Below are 17,474 nucleotides of genomic sequence, written 5' to 3' on the forward strand. Positions count from 1 at the left end.
GCGGGAGAGGGGAGCACGACAACGCCGATCCGACGCTTTCAGGCCAAAGAGGCCAAAGCCACCGCCTCGCCCAGCAGCGTCCTCACCTCCCCCACACTCGGCGAATATGCCCCCGCGCGCGTGGCCGCCACCGCCGCGGTAGCGGCAGCCCATCGCGCCTGCTGCGCCAGCGTTGCCTCGGGATCCAGCAGCAAGCCCGCCATCCAGCCGCCCATGGCGGCATCGCCGCAGCCGACGGTGTCGACCACGTCGACGACAAACACAGGCTGCTCTACCGCTTCATCCCCGTGCAATAGCGTCATGCCGTGCGCGCCGCGCGTCAGCAGCACGCGCGCCTGCGGGGCCTGCGCCCTGAGCGCCGCCAGCGCGGCGTGCTCGTCCAGCGTGGGGTACAGGCCGCGCAAGTCCTCGTCCGATACCTTGATGTAGTCCGCCAGGCCGGCCATATGCGCAAAGACGGCCCGGTACTCCGGCGCGCGCATGGGCGTGCGGAAGTTGGGATCGAAGGCGATGCGCTTGCCTGCGGCCCTGGCCTGCGTGGCTTCTTCGCACAGGCGCGCGGCGAGCGGCTGGCGCGCGAGGCTGAGCGAGCCGAAGTGCACGGTGCGCGCGGCCTGGCGCCACCCCGGCGGCAGGCGCTGGGGCTCGAAGTAGAGATCGGCGCTGTCGTCGCCGACGAAGAAATACTGCGGCGGGTGCTGCGCGCCGACAAACGCCAGCAACGGCGAGCGCTCAACCCGCTGCAGGAAGCGCAGGTCCAGCCCGGCCTCGGCACTGGCCTCGGCCAGCTGGTCGCCCAGCGTGTCGCAACTGATCGCGCCGGCGAAGGCGGTGGGCAGGCCCAGCCGCGCGCCCACGCGGGCCACGTTCCAGCACGAACCGCCGGGCAGGCCGAGCCAGTCCTGCCCGCCTTGATGAACCATGTCGGTCAATGCCTCGCCGAAGACGACGTAGGCTGGCCATGATGTCGTTGTCATTGCATCCTCTTTCTCGTATTTCCGTCTGCGCGCGCCGCCGCGCGTCAGCCTTGCCAGGCCGATGCCGCGGCAAGCGCGCGCCGGATCAGGCCGGCGGTGGAAGCATCGTGCGGGCGAGCCGGGCCGCCATCGAGCTCGCTGGCGATCGGCGCGGCGAGCTGCTTGCCAAGCTCCACGCCCCACTGGTCGAACGAGTTGATGTTCCACAGCACGCCCTGCACGAAGGTGCGGTGCTCCGAGAGCGCGATCAATGCGCCCAGGTGATACGGATCGAGCCGCTGCAGCAGCAGCGTGTTGCTGGGACGGTTGCCCTCGAACACCATGTGCGGCACCAGCGCTTCGTCCTGTACGCCGAGCGCCCGGACCTCTTGCGCGGTGCGCCCGCGCAGCAGCGCCTCGCCTTGCGCAAAGCAGTTGGCGAGCAGCTTGCCATGGTGGCCCGGCATCGGGTGCACCGGCTCTAGCGCGGCGATGAAATCCACCGGCATCCAGTGCGAGCCCTGATGCACCATCTGGAAGTAGGCATGCTGGCCGTTGGTGCCGGTAGTGCCCCACACCACCGGCGCGGTGCCTTGCGCGGCGGCGGCGCCATCGAGCTGCACGGACTTGCCGTTGCTCTCCATCTCGAGCTGCTGCAGGAAGGCAGGCAGCAGCTCGAGCGGCTCGCAGTACGGCGCCACGCAGCGGCTGCCGGTACCCAGGAAGCTGCGATACCACACGTCGAGCAGGCCGAGGATCATCGGCATGTTTTGCCGCGGCTCGGCCTCGGCGAAATGCCGGTCCATGGCGCGGGCGCCGTCGAGCAACTGGCGAAAACGCGCAAAGCCAACGGCCAGCGCAATCGACAGCCCCACCGCCGACCACAGCGAAAAACGCCCGCCCACCCAGTCCCAGAACGGGAACATGTTGGCTGGATCGATGCCGAACTCGGCTACCGCCTGCCGGTTGGTGGAGACCGCGACGAAGTGGCTGGCCAACTGTGCCTGCGGCACCCCGTGGCGCAGGAACCAGGTGCGCGCGGTGTGCGCGTTGGCCATGGTCTCCAGCGTGGTGAAGGTCTTGGAGCAAACCACCACCAGCGTACTGGCGGCGTCCAGCCGCGCAAGCACGGCGGCAAGATCGCTGCCATCCACGTTGGCGACAAAATGCATGCGCGGCCCTTCGGTGTCCAGGTGCGCGAGCGCGCGGCAGACCATGCGCGGCCCCAGGTCCGAGCCGCCGATGCCGATATTGATCACGTCGGTGATCTGGCGGCCATTCCAGCCGCGCCACGCGCCGCCGCGCACCGCGTCGGCGAAGCGCTCCATCTGCGCGAGCACCGCGGCCACGTCGCCGCCCACCGCCACGCCCTGCGCGTGGAAGCCGTCCTGTGGCCACGCGCGCAGCGCCATATGCAGCGCGGCGCGGCGCTCGGTGGTGTTGACCGCTTCGCCGCGGTACATGGCATCGCGCCGTGTGGTCACGCCGGCCTCGCCGGCCAGCGTGAACAACAGCGCCATGGTGGTATCGGTGACGCGGTTCTTGGCGTAGTCCAGCGTCAGGCCGGCGGCCTCGGCCACGAAGCCGGCGCCACGGGCTTCGCCCTGCTGGCCGTCGAACCAATCGCGCAGGTGGGCATGGCGGATGGTTTGCGCATGCGCTTGCAGCCGCTGCCAGGCGGGTAGATGGTGGGACACTTGGGGCATAGCGGACATCGATACAACTCCTGTACTCGCCGGCGCACAGGCAATCGCCAGTGCGCCGGTATGCTTCAAACATGCTTCACAGCTCTTCGTGCCAGACCGCGCCATCGCGCGACGGCAGCGCGCTCGAGGCCGCGGGCCCCCAGGTGCCCGCGGTGTAGAGCTTGGGCGCGAGATTGCTCTGCGCCCAGGCCTGCTGGATCGGCGCGACCCAGCGCCAGGCCTGCGCCTGCTCGTCGCGCCGCACGAACAGCCCGAGCCGCCCGCGGATCACGTCGAGCAGCAGCCGCTCGTAAGCGCCGGTCTTGCGCTCGTTGCGATTGCCCTGCCCGCGCGGCAGCATGCGTTGCAGGTCCAGCGTGGCGGGCTGCAGCGCCTGCGTGTCGCCGGGATGCTTGACCAGGAAATGCAGGCGGATGCTTTCCTCCGGCTGCAGCGTGATCACCAGCCGGTTGCCGGGCTCATGGTCCAGCGGACGCGGGAACAGCGAGTACGGCACGTCGCGGAACTGGATCACGATCTCGGCCACGCGCGACTGCATGCGCTTGCCGGTGCGCAGGTAGAACGGCACGCCGGCCCAGCGCCAGTTGGCGATCTCCGCCTTGATGGCGACGAAGGTCTCGGTCTGGCTGTCGGGCGAGATGGCGGGTTCGTTCACGTAGCCCGGCACCGCGTCGCCGGCGGCCGCGCCGCGGCAGTATTGCCCGCGCACCACTTTCTCGGCGACTTCGTTCAGCTCGATGGGCTTGAGCGCCTTGAGGATCTTCAGCTTTTCGTCGCGGATCGCGTCCTCCGACAGGCTCGCCGGCGGCTCCATCGCCACCATGCACAGCAACTGCAGCAGGTGGTTCTGCACCATGTCGCGCAGCGCGCCGATGCCGTCGTAGAATGCGCCGCGCTTTTCCACGCCGATTTCCTCGGCGATGGTGATCTGCACATCGCGCACCCATTCGCGCCGCCACAGCGGTTCGAACAGGACATTGCCAAAGCGCATCGCCATCAGGTTCTGCACCGATTCCTTGCCCAGGTAATGATCGATGCGGTAGATCTGGTCTTCGGCGAAGTGGCACGCCACCGCGGAGTTGATGGCATCGGACGAGGCCAGGTCGTGGCCCAGCGGCTTTTCCAGCACGATGCGCACGCCTGCGTGGTTCAGGCCAGTGCGGGCCAGCTGCTCGCAGATCGGCACGAACAGCTGCGGGCCGGTGGCCAGGTAGAACACCACCACCGGCGCGGCGCGCGCGCGCACCAGCTCGGCAAGGGAATCGAAGCCCTCCGGCGCGTTGGCGTCCACCTGCAGGTAGAGGATGCGCGCGACAAAGGCCTGCCAGGCTTCGGCCGCGGCGGCAGCGGGCAGCGCGGGACGCACCTTGGACTCCAGCATGGCCAGGTAGGCGTCCTGGCCGAGCGGCTGGCTGCCGAGCGCGAGGATGCGCCCGCGCGGGTGCAGCGAGCCCACGCAGTGCGCGTCGAACAGCGCCGGCAGCAGCTTGCGCGTGGCGAGGTCGCCGGTGCCGCCGAACAGCACGAAGTCGAATTCGGGGACTGCGCCTACAGCATTGTTTGGCATGGTTTCACCAGTCGGTTGGTCGGTTATCGGGTGATTCGGTTGTCAGTTGAGCGCGGACCGCTGCCCGGCTAGCGCGGCGCGGCCCAGCCCTTGTACTCGTTCACATTGGCTCGCGTAACCAGTGTAGGCGGCAGCAGCACGGTGCGGCTTGCGGGCACCTTGCCATTCATCAGCCCCACGCCAATCTCCACCGCCGTGCGCGCAATGGCCCACGGGTCCTGGCTGGCCGAGGCCTGCACCAGGGTGTTGGCCTTGAGCGCTGCCTCGATATCAGGCGCGCCGTCGACCGAGGCAATCAGGATGCCGCGCCGGTTCAGCTGGCGCGCGGCCAGGTCGGCGCCGACCGCCTGCGGGTCGTTGATGGTGAAGACCGCGTCGACCTTCGGGAAGCGGGTCAGGTAAAGCTGCATGACGTTGAGCCCGCCCTCGCGCGAGCCCTTGCCGTCCTGGTCGTCGGAGAGCACGTGGATGCCGGGGTGCTTGCCCAACACCGTCTTGCAGCCCTTCACGCGATCCAGCACGGCGGACACCGGCGGGCCATTCTGGATGATCAGGTTGCCGCGCCCGCCCAGCCGCTCGGCGAGGAAGGCGCAGGCCAGCTCGCCGGCCTGCGTGTTGTCGGTCTGCACCGTGGCGTCGGCGCCCGCTGCCGCCACGTCCACCGCCACCACCACGATGCCGGCCTTGCGGGCCTTCTTCACCGCGGGCTCGATGGCGCGCGCGTCGGCCGCGTTGATCAGGATCAGGTCCACCTTCGACACGATAAAGCTGTCGATATGCGAGAACTGCTTGTTGAGGTCATAGTCGGCGGACAGCACCGTGACCTTGGCGTCCGGGTTGATCTTCCTGGCCGCGGCTTCAGCGCCGCGCGCCAGCGCAACGAAGTACGGGTTGCCGAGCGAGCCGAGCGTAACGCCGACTTTCTTCAGCGGCCGTTGCGCGGCGGGCGCCGATGCGGATTCCGGCGCGCCCTGTGCGGCGGCGCCGGTGCATAGCACGCTCGTTGCGCTCATTGCCGCCAGCGCCAATGCCGCGAGGTAAAGCTTTGACATGTCGTCTCTCCAGTAGCCGATGATTGGGCCGCGCTCGCTTCAGGTGCGCGCCGAGCCCTTGCGGCGATAGCTGTCAAGCGCCACCGCGCCAATGATCACCAGGCCCTTGATGATGTACTGCCAGATATCGGACACGCCCAGCAGCACCAGCCCGTTGGACAGCACCGCGATGATCAGCGCTCCGACCAGCGTGCCGACGATGGAGCCGGTGCCGCCCACAAAGCTGGTGCCGCCCAGGATGACCGCGGCAATGGCGTCGAGCTCGTAGGACTGGCCCAGCTGCAGCCCGTTGGCCGCGTACAAGCGCGCGGAGGACATCACGCCGCCCAGCCCCGCCAGCAGCCCGGACACCGCGTACACGAACAGCAGCACGACCCACACCTTGATGCCGGACAGCCGCGCCGCCTCGGCATTGCCGCCCACCGCGTAGATCTGCAGACCCAGCACGGTACGACGCAGCACGAACCACGACACCGCCACCACGGCAAAGGCGATGATCACCAGCCAGGGCACGCCCAGGACTTCGCCGTTGCCGATAAAGGCAAAGCCGATATCCGGGTTGTAGATGGTGCTGTCGTTGCCGACCAGCCGCGCCAGCCCGCGCACCGCCGTCAGCGTGCCCAGTGTGACGATGAACGGCGGCAGTTTCATGAAAGCCACCAACGCGCCGTTGACGATGCCGAACAGCAGGCCGCACAGGAGCGCGGCCGGCACGCTCAGCATGCCGAGCTGCGGCATCAGCGACACCAGCATCGCCACCACCGCCGAGATCGACAGGATGGAGCCCACCGACAAATCGATGCCGCCGGTCAGGATCACGAAGGTCATGCCCGCGGCCAGCACCATGTTGATGGAGGCTTGCTGCGCAATGATCGACAGGTTCTGCCAGCCGGCGAAGTTTTCGGTCAGCACCGTGAAGCCGATGCACAGCAGCACCAGCACGGGCAGCATGCCGAGCGCGCGCAGTCGCTCCTGGGTGGTGAGGCGGCCGAGGGTTGCGACCGGCAATGACGCGCCAGCGGTAGGGGCGGGCGCGGTGGAACGGGTGATGGATTCATGCATGGTTGTCTCCTGCGCCGGCGGCTCTCGGGGAACTGCAGGCCGGCGTCGATATCCTTGTCTCTTGCGGGTGGCGCGAAGGTTGTGCCCGGTCTCAATGCAGCGTGATGCTGGTTGCGTTGCCGGCGGCAGGCAGCGGAGCGTCGGCCCATGCGGGCGCCGGCTGCGCCGCCGCGCCGGTGGCCAGCGCGATGATGCGCTCCTGGGTTTCGGCCGCGCTCTTGGCTGGGCGCACTTCGCCGGCCAGCGCGCCTTCGCGCATGACCAGCACGCGGTCGCACAGGCCCACCACTTCGGGCAGCTCGCTGGAGATCATCAGGATCGCCACGCCGCTCTCGGCCAGCGCGTTGATCAGCCGGTAGATCTCCGACTTGGCCCCGATGTCCACGCCGCGCGTGGGCTCATCCAGGATCAGCACGCGCGGCTGGATTTCCAGCAAGCGCGACAGCATCACCTTCTGCTGGTTGCCGCCCGACAACGCGCCCACATTGACCTGGGCATGCGCCACGCGGATGCCCAGGGTGTCGATGGCCTCTGTCGTGCGGCGGCGCGCGGCGGGCCGGTTCAGGCGGCCGAGGCCGAGCGCGTCGCGCGCGGCCACGATCAGGTTGATGTTCTCGTGCACGCTCTGGTCCAGGAACAGGCCTTGCAGCTTGCGGTCCTCGGTCAGGTAGGCAATGCCGGCATCGATGGCCTGGCGCGGGCCACCGGCCGGCAGCGTGACCAGCCCGCCGGGGCTCGCCGGGTTGGCAATAAGCACCTCGCCGCGCGTGCGCACTTCTGCGCCAAACACCAGCCGCGCCAGCTCCGTGCGGCCCGCGCCGACCAGGCCTGCCAGCCCGAGCACCTCGCCGGCGCGCAGGTCGAAGCTGCAGCCCTTGACGCGGCGGCCGTCGGCCACATCGCGCACGGACAGCATCACGTCGCGCTCCAGCGCCTGGCCGTGCGTCTTGGTATAGAAGCCCGACAGGTCCCGCCCGACCATCATCTTGACCAGCGCTGCCTGCGACAGGTGCGCGCGGTCCAGCGTGCCAACGAAGCAGCCGTCGCGCAGCACGGTCACGCGATCGGCCAGCTCGTCGATCTCGGCCATGCGGTGGCTGATATAGAGAATCGCCATGCCTTCGCCCCGCAGCTGGCGGATCAGCGCGAACAGGCGATCCGTCTCGTGCGTGGACAGCGGCGTGGTGGGCTCGTCCATCACCAGGATGCGCGCTTCGAAGTGCACGGCCCGCGCGATTTCCACCAGCTGGCGCTGCGCGATCGACAGGCTCGCCACGCTCGCCACGGGCGAGAAATCCGCGCCGAGCCTGGCCAGCGTGGGCGCGCAGGCGCGCGCCATGTCGCCGCGCGCCACCAGCCCGCGGCGCTGCAGGGCGCGGCCCAGGTAGATGTTCTCGGCCACGCTCAGGTTGGGCGCCAGGCTCAGCTCCTGGTAGATCACCGCGACGCCGAGATCGCGCGCGGATTGCGGGCCGTCGATCTGCACCCGTTGCCCGTCGATATCGCATTCGCCGCCGGGGTCCGCCGTGTAGGCGCCGGACAGGATCTTCATCAGCGTCGACTTGCCGGCGCCGTTCTCGCCCATCAGGGCGTGGACCTCGCCGGCGTAGGCCGTGAGCTCGACATTGCGCAGCGCGCGCACGCCGGGGAAGGTCTTGCAGATATTGCGCAGCGCCAGCAGCGGCGCCTTGGTGGACGTATCGGGTGAAACAGCCGGAGCAAGCGGAACGGACAAATCAGACGAATCAGACGAATCAGACGAATCAGACGAATCAGACGATGGCATGGTTGGCCTCCGGAATCATGGCGGATGCGCCTTTGAGCATGTCGGCCCGCGGCGAGAAATTCATGAACATCGGCAGCGACGCGGCGCCGACCGCGCCAGCGTTGGCGCCAAAGCAACCGCGCACCACGCGTGGCGGGCGCCGTGCCTCGGGCGCGCCTTCGTCCAGCTCGCCTTGCAGGCGCTCGATCAGCGCCTGCACCAGGCCGCCGTCGATATCTGCATCGAGGATGATCAGCGGCACGTCGAGCACCGCCAGCGCGGATTGCATCGCGGGCGCCAGCGCGTCGATGCAGTCGTCGAGCCACTCCGCCACTGCCGGATGCTGGCCGCGCACCTGCGCCTCCAGGTCGGCATGGCTGTCGATGGCCACGCCGTGGTGGCGCAGGTGGCGCGTCAGCGCGTTGAGCGAGGCGCGCGCCAGCAGGATGTCGCGCCGCTTGCCGGTGCGCGGCGCCGAGGCAAGCAGGCTCGGCTGCACCGGCATCATGCCGATATCGCCGGCATTGCCCGACACGCCGCGCACGCAGTCGCCGTTGAGCGCCACGCCGCCGCCAATCGCCGGGCCAACGAAGACATAGAGAAAGCTCTGCGCGTGGTGGCTGCCATAGAACAGCTCGGCCACGGCGGCGGCGGTGCCGTCGTTCTCGCCAAATACCGGCAGCCCCGTGGCATCCGACAGCTCGGCGGCGAAGTCCACCGCATCCCAGGCACGGAAGGTGGCCTGCGATGCCCCATCCTGCAGGTCCAGCTCGCGCAGCCAGGCGCCGAGGTTGTAGGGCTGGGCCACGCCGATGCCGAGCAGGCGCTTGCGCTCGGCCGGCGTGAGCAGCGCGCGCAGCGCGGCCACGTCGTCGCGCACCAGCGCCAGCGCTTGTTCCGGATGCGGCAGGACCATCTGGTGGGCGCGGCTGGCGAGGATCTCACCACCAAAATCCACCATCACGCATTCGATGCTGCCGCGATCCAGCCGGACCCCGATGCCGAACGCGCCCTTGGGCTGCAGGCGGATCAGGCTGGCCGGCTGGCCGCGCTGCCCGTCCTGGCGGCGGCCAGCCACATGGATCAGGCCATCCTCGGTGAGCGTCTGCACGATGCTGCCCACCGCGGTGTTGGTGAGCTGCGCGATGCGGGCGAGGTCCGCCTTGGACGCTTCTCCGGCATGCCGCAGCGCCAGCAGGAGCGCACGCTCGTTGTACAGCCGCAAACTGGCGGAATTCACGCCGCGGCCGCCCTTGGCACTGTTCATATCGTCTCCGGATGTTGTTCTGGGCGCCGGTTGCATCACCTGGAGCGGTGTGTTGCGGCGCCGTTGCTGCATTAATTAATTCATGTTGAATTAAATATTAAGGCGAGGCAGAACTCAAGGAAGGGGAAACCCCAGTCAAGCGGTTGCATCGCCCCATGGAAGCGCCCTGCACGCCACCGGGCATCCCAAGGGGCGCCGCCATGCTCTAAAATCCAGGCTCGCGCTTCCCACCCCTGCCATGGACTCCATCTTCGACGCCATCCTCCAAGCCCCTTTCGGCAAGATCGGCGTGCGCACCGACGGCGAATTCGTCCGCGAGATCGTCTACCTGCCCGAGAGCATGCGGCTCGTCGAGCCCGCCAACGCGGTCACGCAACGCCTGGCGCGACAGCTCGAGGCCTACTACGCCGATCCGGATGCGCGCTTCGACATCCCGCTGGCGCCGGTCGGCAGCGCGTTCCAGCGCCGGGTCTGGCAAGCGATATCGAGCGTGCCACGCGGCAAGGTCACCACCTATGGCGCGGTGGCGCGGCAGATCGCCAGCGCGCCGCGCGCGGTCGGGCAGGCGTGCGGGGCGAATTTCTTCCCGCTGGTGATTCCCTGCCATCGCGTGGTTGGCGCCAGCGGCATCGGCGGCTTTGCCAACCATGACGACGATGGCTTCTACCTTGACATCAAACGCTGGTTGCTGCGCCATGAAGGGGTGATGCTCACATGAACGACATCGCGCGGATTGACGAGGGCGACGATAACAACGATCGCGACGATCAGGACGATCTCGACGACATCGAAGCCGACAACGACAACGACACCCTCGGCGCCGAAGTCGAGGACAGCCCCGCCCTCGTCGCCGACCTGGCCCTCGTCGACCGGTTCTGCGACGCGCTGTGGCTGGAGGACGGCCTGGCGCGCAACACCATCGACGCCTACCGGCGCGACCTGGCGCTGCTGTCGCGCTGGCTGCATGCGTCGGGCACCTGCGCGCTGCTGGCGGTGGACGACACCGCCCTCAATGGCTACTTCGCCTCGCGCCACCTGGAAACCCGCGCCTCGTCGGCCAACCGGCGGCTGACAGTGTTCAAGCGCTTTTTCCAGTGGGCGCTGCGTGAACACATGATCACGGCCGATCCCTGCCTGCTGCTGCGCCCGGCCAAGCAGCCCCCGCGCTTTCCCAAGACGCTGACCGAGGCGCAGGTCGAGGCGCTGCTGGAAACACCGGACACCGCCACGCCGCTCGGCCTGCGCGACCGCACCATGCTGGAGCTGATGTATGCCAGCGGCCTGCGCGTGTCCGAGCTCACGCAGATGAAGACCATCGAGATTGGCCTGAACGAGGGCGTGGCCCGCGTGGTGGGCGGCAAGGGCAACAAGGAACGCCTGGTGCCGTTTGGCACGGAGGCCGGCGACTGGCTGCGCCGCTACCTGGCCGAAGGCCGCCCCGCGCTGCTGGGCGAGCGCGCCTGCGAAGCGCTGTTCGTCACCCAGCGCGGCGAGGGCATGACGCGCCAGGCCTTCTGGCACCTGATCAAGCGCCACGCGCGCGATGCCGAGATCTACGCGCCGCTGTCCCCGCATACCTTGCGGCACGCCTTTGCCACCCACCTGCTCAACCACGGCGCCGACCTGCGCGTGGTGCAGTTGCTGCTGGGGCACGCCGATATTTCCACCACGCAGATTTATACGCACGTGGCGCGCGAGCGCCTGCGCGATCTGCACCAGCATCACCATCCGCGCGGCTAGGCGCGGCTAGTTTTTTTGCGCGGTCTATGCGATCCATCCCATGAGTAAATCGAAGCACGTTTCAGAAACCCCCGCCACCCAGTTCCTCAAGCAGCATGGCGTTGCCTTTGGCGAGCATGCCTATGACTACGTCGAGCATGGCGGCACCGGCGAATCCGCGCGCCAGCTCGGCGTGGAGGAGCACGCGGTGATCAAGACCCTGGTCATGGAAGACGAGAAGGCGCTGCCGCTGATTGTGTTGATGCATGGGGACTGCTCGGTGTCGACCAAGAACCTGGCGCGCCAGACCGGGCGCAAGAGCGTGCAGCCGTGCAAGCCGGAGGTGGCGCAGCGGCATAGCGGGTATCTGGTGGGGGGGACGTCGCCGTTTGGGACGCGCAAGCGGATGCCGGTTTTTGTTGAGGCTGGTGTGTTGGCGCTGGAGCGGATTTACATCAATGGGGGGCGCAGGGGGTATCTGGTCAGTATTGATCCGCAGGTATTGAAGACGTTGGTGGGGGCGGAGGTGGTGGAGTGTGCGTTGAGGGACTAGGAAGGGCTCTGGGGCGGTGTTTGAGCGGCGTTGGCCCTTGGACCCAAAAACCGTAGACATCGCCCTGCGGGGTTGGTCGCTGTTTATTTCGTCGGCGATGGCTGTTGAACACAAAAACCATACGACATCCCCCTGCGGGGGCTGCCGGTCACTCTTCTTTGCGTCGGCAAAGAAGACTAACGAGAAGAAAGCCGACCCTGCCGGGCGCAGAACAATCGCGAGTGCGCAGGGCGCTGGTTTCGTCGTACGGCCACAGTACTGCTGACATCTGCCGTTACCGGCTCGTAGGGCATCGCAATGGCATGACCCATGGGTTTCGTCGTGGGGCCCCTGACCTCGTTTGCGGTGCCCATTCGCCAATCTGCCGTTACCGGCGCGGGCCGTCACGACACTTCGCCCGTCAATGGTTTCGTGGTGGGGCGGGCGCGGTGGTCAGGGTCTTGGGCAGATCAACCCGGTGCCACCGCGCCCACGACGGAACCGGTGTGCCTGCAACTTCGTGGCCGGCCAACCCGCGAGCGACAGACGGCTTGAAGCAAGTGACGTCCGCTACCGGGGGCCCCACCATGAATCCCGGATGCTGGCAGGTTCGTGGCCCTTCAAACCGGTACCGGCAGAAGCCCGCCGGCACTCTGGGCCGTACGACGAAACCACCGAGATTCGAGAGCCTTATTGCTCTGCTCCCGGCAGGGCGGCTTTCTTCTCGTTAGTCTTCTTTGCCGCGCAAAGAAGAGTGACCGGCAGCCCCCGCAGGGGGATGTCGTATGGCTGTTGGGTTCAACTGCCATCGCCCACGAAATAAACAGCGACCAACCCCGCAGAGCGACGCCGTACGGCTGTTGGGCGCAAACGCCACCGCCGCTCCAAGAAACAGCGCCCCCCATCCCCTCTCCGGGAAGTCCCCAAAGAAATCCCCCCCCTTCCACGCTACAATCCCGCCAGCCTCAAATCCCCGGTTCCCACATGGCCAATCTGATTTCTGCCCTAGCCGCTTACCTGATCGGCTCCATTTCCTTTGCCGTCGTGGTCAGCAAGGCCATGCGCCTGCCCGATCCGCATACCTATGGATCCGGTAATCCCGGCGCCACCAACGTGCTGCGCAGCGGCAACAAGAAAGCCGCCATCCTCACGCTGATCGGCGATGCACTGAAGGGCTGGCTGGCGGTCTGGCTGGCGCAGCGCTTCGGCCCGGCCTACGGCGTCGACGACACGGGCATCGCGCTGGTGGCGGTGGCGGTGTTCCTGGGGCACCTGTTCCCGGTGTTCTTCCGCTTTGCGGGCGGCAAGGGCGTGGCCACCGCGGCCGGCATCCTGTTTGCCATCGACCCGCTGCTGGGCGCGGGCACGCTGGCGACCTGGCTGATCGTCGCCTTTTTCTTCCGCTACTCGTCGCTGGCGGCGCTGGTGTCGGCCATCTTCGCGCCCTTCTTCTATGTGCTGATGTCGGGCGTGGACGTGATCGCCGGCGCGGTCTTCGTGATCAGCGTGCTGCTGGTGGTTCGCCATCGCCAGAATATCGGCAAGCTGCTGGCGGGCAAGGAAAGCCGCATCGGGGAAAAGAAGAAGGCGCCCGGCGCCTGAACGCAGGACGCATCCACGCCATAAAGAAAGCCCGCGATGCGGGCTTTCTTTATGGCGTGCCAGTGCGCGGTTACGGCATCTTGCCGAGGATGTCATTCATCTCATCCATGGAGAAGGCACGCAGCGTCTGGGTACGGACGTTGCCTGCCATGCCCAGGGAGAGGCCAAATGCAGTCATGGTGGCCTCGTCGGGCGCGGTGAAGGTCACCACGAGATCGTATTGCCCGAGCGTCCAGTAGATATCTTTCATCTCAATGCCGCTTTTCTTAGCCATTTCTCGAACGGCCGCGGCGCGTTTGGTTGTGTCCTTTACGGTACGGATTCCCTGGTCGGTGAAGTTTAAGAGGGCGACAAAAGTTGCCATAATGCGTCTCCTGATCAACTGGAATGGCACTACGCGTTGCCTACGCGCACAGAGCAACTACTTGCAGCAATCTACGTACCACGTGAGCCGCCGTCTGGCTCGCGTGGCCAGGACGTCAGGCGCAGCCCCCGTGACGAGGCAATCCGCCGGAAAGTGTTCCAGGATTGATACGCTTTCTGGGACTGCCCGGCAGCATCGGGCCGTCTGTCAGGCTGCCTGCGCCAGCGCCGTGAACGGAAATATCATTTCCACCCGCAGTCCGCCCTCGGCACGGTTCTCCAGCACAAGCCGGCCGCCCGCCTGGCGCACCAGCCGGTCGACGATGGCCAGGCCCAGGCCCGAATGCGCGTTGCCGCCGCGCGCCGGGTCCAGCCGCACGAACGGCAGGGTGACCTTTTCCATGGCCTCCGGCGGAATGCCTTCGCCATGGTCTTCGACCACCATGTGCCAGCCATCGGCCTGGCGCGCGGTGCTGAGCAGCACCGGCGCTGCCCCATAGGCATAGGCGTTGTCGACCAGGTTGCCAACGATGCGGTCGAGCTGGGTGGCGATCATGCGGAAGCCCTCGCCCGCCATCAGCGAGATCTCCACCGACTTGTCCTGCTCAGCCAGCGAGGCGGCCAGCTCGCCGATGCGGCGATCGACCGGCACCGGCCGCGCCGCGGGTTCGCCGCTCTGGGCAAAAGTCAGGAACTGCTCGACGATGGCGGACATCGACTCGACATCGCGCGTGACGCCGGCCGCCGCCTTGGGGTCGGCCAGCATCTCGGCGCGCAGCCGCAGCCGCGCCAGCGGCGTCTTCAGATCGTGGGCGATGCCGGCAAGCATCGTATTGCGCTCCTGGTCGATGCGGGTCAGGTCGGCCATCATGCGGTTGAAGCGCACGATCAGCTGCCGCAGCTCGTGCGGGCCGCGCTCGCGCAGCGGCTTGACGGTGTGCTGGCGCGACAGCTGCTCGGCCGCCGCGGCCATGTCGCGCACCGGACGCTGGATCTGCCAGGCAATCAGCAAGGCCACTGCCATGGCCACGCCGACCACCAGGATCACGCCAGGCAGCAGGCGGTTGTCGGGCGGTGGGTTGACCACCCACAGCGCCGGCATCGCGATCCAGTCCTGCCGGTGCGGCAGCTTGACCCAGATGCGCGTAGTCTGTTCTTCCTCGAGCCGCACCTGGGTACCCGGCGGCATGCGCTGCGAGAACTGCTCCACCAGCCGGCGCGCCCTGCCCTTGGCCGCCACGGTGTGCTCGGCCGCGCTGGCCTCGCTGGCCACCTCCACTAGGCTTGGCAGCTTGACGGGCGGCTGCGCGGCGAGCGCGCGCTGGATGCTCTCGAACTGGAACATCATCTGATCGACGGAGTAATCCACCTGTTGCTGGCGGCGATCCATGCGCAGGATGGCGAGCCAGGAAAAATGGCTCAGCACCAGCACCGCCGCGATGAGCAGCGCGATGCGTCCGAACAACGTATCGATGCGCAGTTTCATTGGGGAATGTCTTCGGCTTCGTCGGGCACGAAGGTATAACCGCGCCCCCGCACCGTCTGGATGTAGCGGGGACGCTGGGCGTCTTCGTCGAGCAGGCGCCGCAGGCGCCAGATCTGGACGTCGATGCCGCGGTCGCTGATGCCGCTCGCGGTGCCGTACATCAGCTCCACGATGCGCTCGCGCGACAGCACCTCAAGCGGGTGCATCAACAGCAGCTTGAGCAGCGCGAACTCGGTATCGCTGATCGCCACCGGGTCGCCGCCCCGCACCAGCGAGCGCTGGCGGAAGTTGACGCGGAACGGCCCGAAGGCCATGCCCTCGCGGTCTTCCGGCGCGGCCGCCGGGCGGGCCAGCTTGCGGCGCAGCACGGCGTTGATCCGGGCCAGCAGCTCGCGCGGCGAGAACGGCTTGCCGAGATAATCGTCCGCGCCGATCTCCAGCCCGACGATGCGATCGATCTCGTCGCTGCGCGCGGTCAGCAGGATCACGGGAATGTCGTCGTTCTTGGCCCGCAGGTTGCGCAGCGCGGTCAGGCCATCCACCTTGGGCATCATCAGGTCGAGCACGATCAGGGCGGGGCGCTCGCGCTCCAGGCGTGCCTGCAAGCCTTCGCCATCGTGCAGCACGGACACGGCAAAGCCCTGCTGGGTGAGGTATTCGCGCAGCAGGTCGCGGAGTTCGGGATCGTCGTCGACGACGAGGATCTGGGTAGGCTGATTGGCTCGCATAGGCAGATGATAGCTAGGCTGGGCGCGGCAATCCGGGCGAATTGTTTCAAGGCATTACACCCAGCCTGCTGGTAATGATCTGTAAGAATGGCTGCCCGCGCTGAAACATAGGCGCAGCCAAGGCGCATTATGCTTCGCTTATGTTGCCGTTGCCGGCGGTCGCCGGACAAAGACGGCCCCGCCCGACGCCGCCCGGCTGACGCAAAACTGCGTCTGACGCCGCGTGCTGCCAGCGGCACGTGCCGACGACGATGCGGCATACTTCTGCCCCTCATACCCCAAAAATCGTTCACGCGCGTTATTGCTGACGCGTTGCTCCCAGGATCCGGTCATGGCCAACCCCGAAGAACATCAACCGGCTAAGCTGCCACCGCCGCCCGCTGCCTCGCGCCGCCGCAAACTGATCGCCACCGCGCTGATCCTCCTGCTGGCCGGCGGCGGCTGGTATTGGTACAAGCATCGTACGCCCGCCGCCGACGCCCCGGGCGCGCCCGGCGCTGGTGCTCCCGGCGGCCCCAATGGCGGCCGTGGTGGCCCTGGCGGTCCCGGTGGCCCCGGCGGCCAGCGCTCACCCGTGGTGGTCAGCACCGTGGCCCAGCGTAATATGGATGTCATCCTCAACGGCCTGGGCAATGTCACGCCCGTGGCCAATGTGACCGTGAGGGCCCAGGTGTCGGGGCCCCTGCTCAAGGTCCTGTTCAAGGAGGGCCAGATGGTCAAGGCCGGCGACGTGCTTGCCGAGATCGACCCCCGCCCCTTCCAGGCCACGCTGGACCAGGCCGTGGGCACGCTGGCGCGAGACCGCGCCTTGCTGGAAAACGCCCGCCTGGACCAGAAGCGCTACCGCACCCTGCTCGGCCAGGACTCCATCTCCAGCCAGCAGGTCGACACCCAGGACGCCCTGGTGCGCCAGTACGAAGGCGTGGTCAAGACCGACCAGGCCAACGTGGACAGCGCCCGCCTGCAACTGGGCTACACCCGCATCCTGGCACCGGCCTCCGGCCGCATCGGCCTGCGCCAGGTCGACCCGGGCAATATCGTCAGCACCAGCGACACCAACGGCATCGCGCTGATCACCCAGATCCAGCCGATCGCGGTGCTCTATACCATTCCTGAAGACAACCTGCCGTCAGTGCTCAAGCGCCTGCACGCCGGCGAGACCATCCCGGTCCAGGCCTGGGACCGCCAGGCGCGCAACCGCCTGGCCGAGGGCACGCTGCTGACCACCGACAACCAGATCGACACCACCACCGGCACGGTCAAGCTCAAGGCGATCTTCCAGAATCAGGACGGCCTGCTGTTCCCGAACCAGTTCGTCAACCTGCGCACGCGCGTGGACACGATCGAGAACGCTACCGTGGTACCCGTGGCGGCCATCCAGCGCGGCCAGCAAGGCACCTTTGTCTATGTGGTGGACGACAGCAGCAAGGTCAAGGTCCAGGTCGTCGCGCTCGGCCCGAGCGACGGCGAGCGCACCGTGGTGACCAAGGGCCTGCAGCCCGGCCAGCGCGTGGTGATCGACGGCGCCGACCGGCTCAAGGAAGGCATGACGGTGGAAGCCGTGGACCCGGCAGCGCGCGCTGCCGCGCTGGTGCCGGCCAGCGCACCGCGCGGGCGCGGACGGCGTCGCGACGGTGGCGCCAGCGGCGCGGCCGGCGCCTCCGGCGGG

At 67.7% G+C, this 17,474-nt stretch carries 15 protein-coding genes; 5 read left to right on the plus strand and 10 right to left on the minus strand.

Going from position 1 to position 17,474, the window contains the following annotated elements:
- Positions 1-38: 38 nt before the first annotated feature.
- The 7 genes from ACYP5B_RS52850 to ACYP5B_RS52880 all read right to left on the minus strand — a co-directional run bounded on the left by ACYP5B_RS52850 (position 39) and on the right by ACYP5B_RS52880 (position 9,375).
- The gene (locus tag ACYP5B_RS52850) at positions 39-977 is read right to left on the minus strand and encodes a carbohydrate kinase family protein (protein WP_459575478.1); all 939 of its coding nucleotides are present in this window, start codon (positions 975-977) and stop codon (positions 39-41) included.
- 44 nt (positions 978-1,021) lie between these two features.
- Complete coding sequence (pgi, locus tag ACYP5B_RS52855) at positions 1,022-2,671, minus strand: glucose-6-phosphate isomerase (RefSeq protein ID WP_459575480.1); 1,650 nt, start codon at positions 2,669-2,671, stop codon at positions 1,022-1,024.
- A gap of 67 nt (positions 2,672-2,738) precedes the next feature.
- Complete coding sequence (gene zwf, locus ACYP5B_RS52860) at positions 2,739-4,229, minus strand: glucose-6-phosphate dehydrogenase (RefSeq protein ID WP_318230640.1); 1,491 nt, start codon at positions 4,227-4,229, stop codon at positions 2,739-2,741.
- A 68-nt stretch (positions 4,230-4,297) separates the two neighbouring features.
- The gene (locus ACYP5B_RS52865) at positions 4,298-5,242 is read right to left on the minus strand and encodes an ABC transporter substrate-binding protein (RefSeq protein ID WP_459575521.1); all 945 of its coding nucleotides are present in this window, start codon (positions 5,240-5,242) and stop codon (positions 4,298-4,300) included.
- 78 nt (positions 5,243-5,320) lie between these two features.
- Positions 5,321-6,343 (minus strand): ABC transporter permease subunit, encoded by a 1,023-nt coding sequence (locus tag ACYP5B_RS52870; protein ID WP_267605637.1) that lies wholly within the window; start codon positions 6,341-6,343, stop codon positions 5,321-5,323.
- 91 nt (positions 6,344-6,434) lie between these two features.
- On the minus strand, positions 6,435-8,129 hold the full coding sequence (locus ACYP5B_RS52875; protein ID WP_459575482.1) for a sugar ABC transporter ATP-binding protein: 1,695 nt from the start codon (positions 8,127-8,129) through the stop codon (positions 6,435-6,437).
- Positions 8,116-9,375: an ROK family transcriptional regulator gene (locus ACYP5B_RS52880; protein WP_459575483.1), complete on the minus strand. Its 1,260-nt coding sequence runs from the start codon at positions 9,373-9,375 to the stop codon at positions 8,116-8,118. Before ACYP5B_RS52880 ends, ACYP5B_RS52875 begins: the two co-directional genes overlap by 14 nt.
- Before the next feature lie 238 nt (positions 9,376-9,613).
- Here ACYP5B_RS52880 and ACYP5B_RS52885 point away from each other — a divergent pair, with 238 nt between their 5' ends.
- From ACYP5B_RS52885 to plsY, 4 genes are all read left to right on the plus strand, one after another.
- The gene (locus ACYP5B_RS52885; protein ID WP_459575484.1) at positions 9,614-10,093 is read left to right on the plus strand and encodes a methylated-DNA--[protein]-cysteine S-methyltransferase; all 480 of its coding nucleotides are present in this window, start codon (positions 9,614-9,616) and stop codon (positions 10,091-10,093) included.
- Positions 10,090-11,115: a site-specific tyrosine recombinase XerD gene (xerD, locus tag ACYP5B_RS52890; protein ID WP_459575485.1), complete on the plus strand. Its 1,026-nt coding sequence runs from the start codon at positions 10,090-10,092 to the stop codon at positions 11,113-11,115. Before ACYP5B_RS52885 ends, xerD begins: the two co-directional genes overlap by 4 nt.
- Positions 11,116-11,155: 40 nt before the next feature.
- Positions 11,156-11,647 carry an aminoacyl-tRNA deacylase gene (locus tag ACYP5B_RS52895; RefSeq protein WP_459575486.1) on the plus strand — a complete coding sequence of 164 codons (492 nt, stop codon included), beginning with the start codon at positions 11,156-11,158 and terminating at the stop codon, positions 11,645-11,647.
- A 963-nt stretch (positions 11,648-12,610) separates the two neighbouring features.
- Complete coding sequence (plsY, locus tag ACYP5B_RS52900) at positions 12,611-13,228, plus strand: glycerol-3-phosphate 1-O-acyltransferase PlsY (RefSeq protein ID WP_400100832.1); 618 nt, start codon at positions 12,611-12,613, stop codon at positions 13,226-13,228.
- A gap of 70 nt (positions 13,229-13,298) precedes the next feature.
- On the opposite strand, the gene ACYP5B_RS52905 is transcribed toward plsY, so the two are convergent.
- The 3 genes from ACYP5B_RS52905 to ACYP5B_RS52915 form a co-directional block, all read right to left on the minus strand.
- Complete coding sequence (locus tag ACYP5B_RS52905; protein ID WP_459575488.1) at positions 13,299-13,592, minus strand: GYD domain-containing protein; 294 nt, start codon at positions 13,590-13,592, stop codon at positions 13,299-13,301.
- Positions 13,593-13,799: 207 nt separating this feature from the next.
- A complete protein-coding gene (locus ACYP5B_RS52910) occupies positions 13,800-15,077 on the minus strand; it encodes an ATP-binding protein (protein WP_267605630.1) in 1,278 nt (425 codons plus the stop codon).
- Complete coding sequence (locus tag ACYP5B_RS52915; RefSeq protein ID WP_400100826.1) at positions 15,074-15,805, minus strand: response regulator; 732 nt, start codon at positions 15,803-15,805, stop codon at positions 15,074-15,076. The genes ACYP5B_RS52910 and ACYP5B_RS52915 overlap by 4 nt, the downstream gene beginning before the upstream one ends.
- A 331-nt stretch (positions 15,806-16,136) precedes the next feature.
- On the opposite strand from ACYP5B_RS52915, the gene ACYP5B_RS52920 reads away from it, so the two are divergent.
- On the plus strand, positions 16,137-17,474 hold a 1,338-nt coding region (locus ACYP5B_RS52920; RefSeq protein ID WP_459575489.1), incomplete at its 3' end, for an MdtA/MuxA family multidrug efflux RND transporter periplasmic adaptor subunit.

This window comes from Cupriavidus sp. 8B, from assembly GCF_054589115.1.

Bases quoted from the DNA above. Each gene is read 5' to 3' on its own strand.
- ACYP5B_RS52885 (WP_459575484.1), top strand. From the start codon at position 9,614: ATGGACTCCATCTTCGACGCCATCCTCCAAGCCCCTTTCGGCAAGATC.
- plsY (WP_400100832.1), top strand. From the start codon at position 12,611: ATGGCCAATCTGATTTCTGCCCTAGCCGCTTACCTGATCGGCTCCATT.
- ACYP5B_RS52865 (WP_459575521.1), bottom strand. From the start codon at position 5,242: ATGAGCGCAACGAGCGTGCTATGCACCGGCGCCGCCGCACAGGGCGCG.
- ACYP5B_RS52915 (WP_400100826.1), bottom strand. From the start codon at position 15,805: ATGCGAGCCAATCAGCCTACCCAGATCCTCGTCGTCGACGACGATCCC.
- ACYP5B_RS52880 (WP_459575483.1), bottom strand. From the start codon at position 9,375: ATGAACAGTGCCAAGGGCGGCCGCGGCGTGAATTCCGCCAGTTTGCGG.
- zwf (WP_318230640.1), bottom strand. From the start codon at position 4,229: ATGCCAAACAATGCTGTAGGCGCAGTCCCCGAATTCGACTTCGTGCTG.
- ACYP5B_RS52850 (WP_459575478.1), bottom strand. From the start codon at position 977: ATGACAACGACATCATGGCCAGCCTACGTCGTCTTCGGCGAGGCATTG.
- ACYP5B_RS52870 (WP_267605637.1), bottom strand. From the start codon at position 6,343: ATGCATGAATCCATCACCCGTTCCACCGCGCCCGCCCCTACCGCTGGC.
- ACYP5B_RS52895 (WP_459575486.1), top strand. From the start codon at position 11,156: ATGAGTAAATCGAAGCACGTTTCAGAAACCCCCGCCACCCAGTTCCTC.
- ACYP5B_RS52910 (WP_267605630.1), bottom strand. From the start codon at position 15,077: ATGAAACTGCGCATCGATACGTTGTTCGGACGCATCGCGCTGCTCATC.
- pgi (WP_459575480.1), bottom strand. From the start codon at position 2,671: ATGTCCGCTATGCCCCAAGTGTCCCACCATCTACCCGCCTGGCAGCGG.
- ACYP5B_RS52875 (WP_459575482.1), bottom strand. From the start codon at position 8,129: ATGCCATCGTCTGATTCGTCTGATTCGTCTGATTCGTCTGATTCGTCT.
- xerD (WP_459575485.1), top strand. From the start codon at position 10,090: ATGAACGACATCGCGCGGATTGACGAGGGCGACGATAACAACGATCGC.
- ACYP5B_RS52905 (WP_459575488.1), bottom strand. From the start codon at position 13,592: ATGGCAACTTTTGTCGCCCTCTTAAACTTCACCGACCAGGGAATCCGT.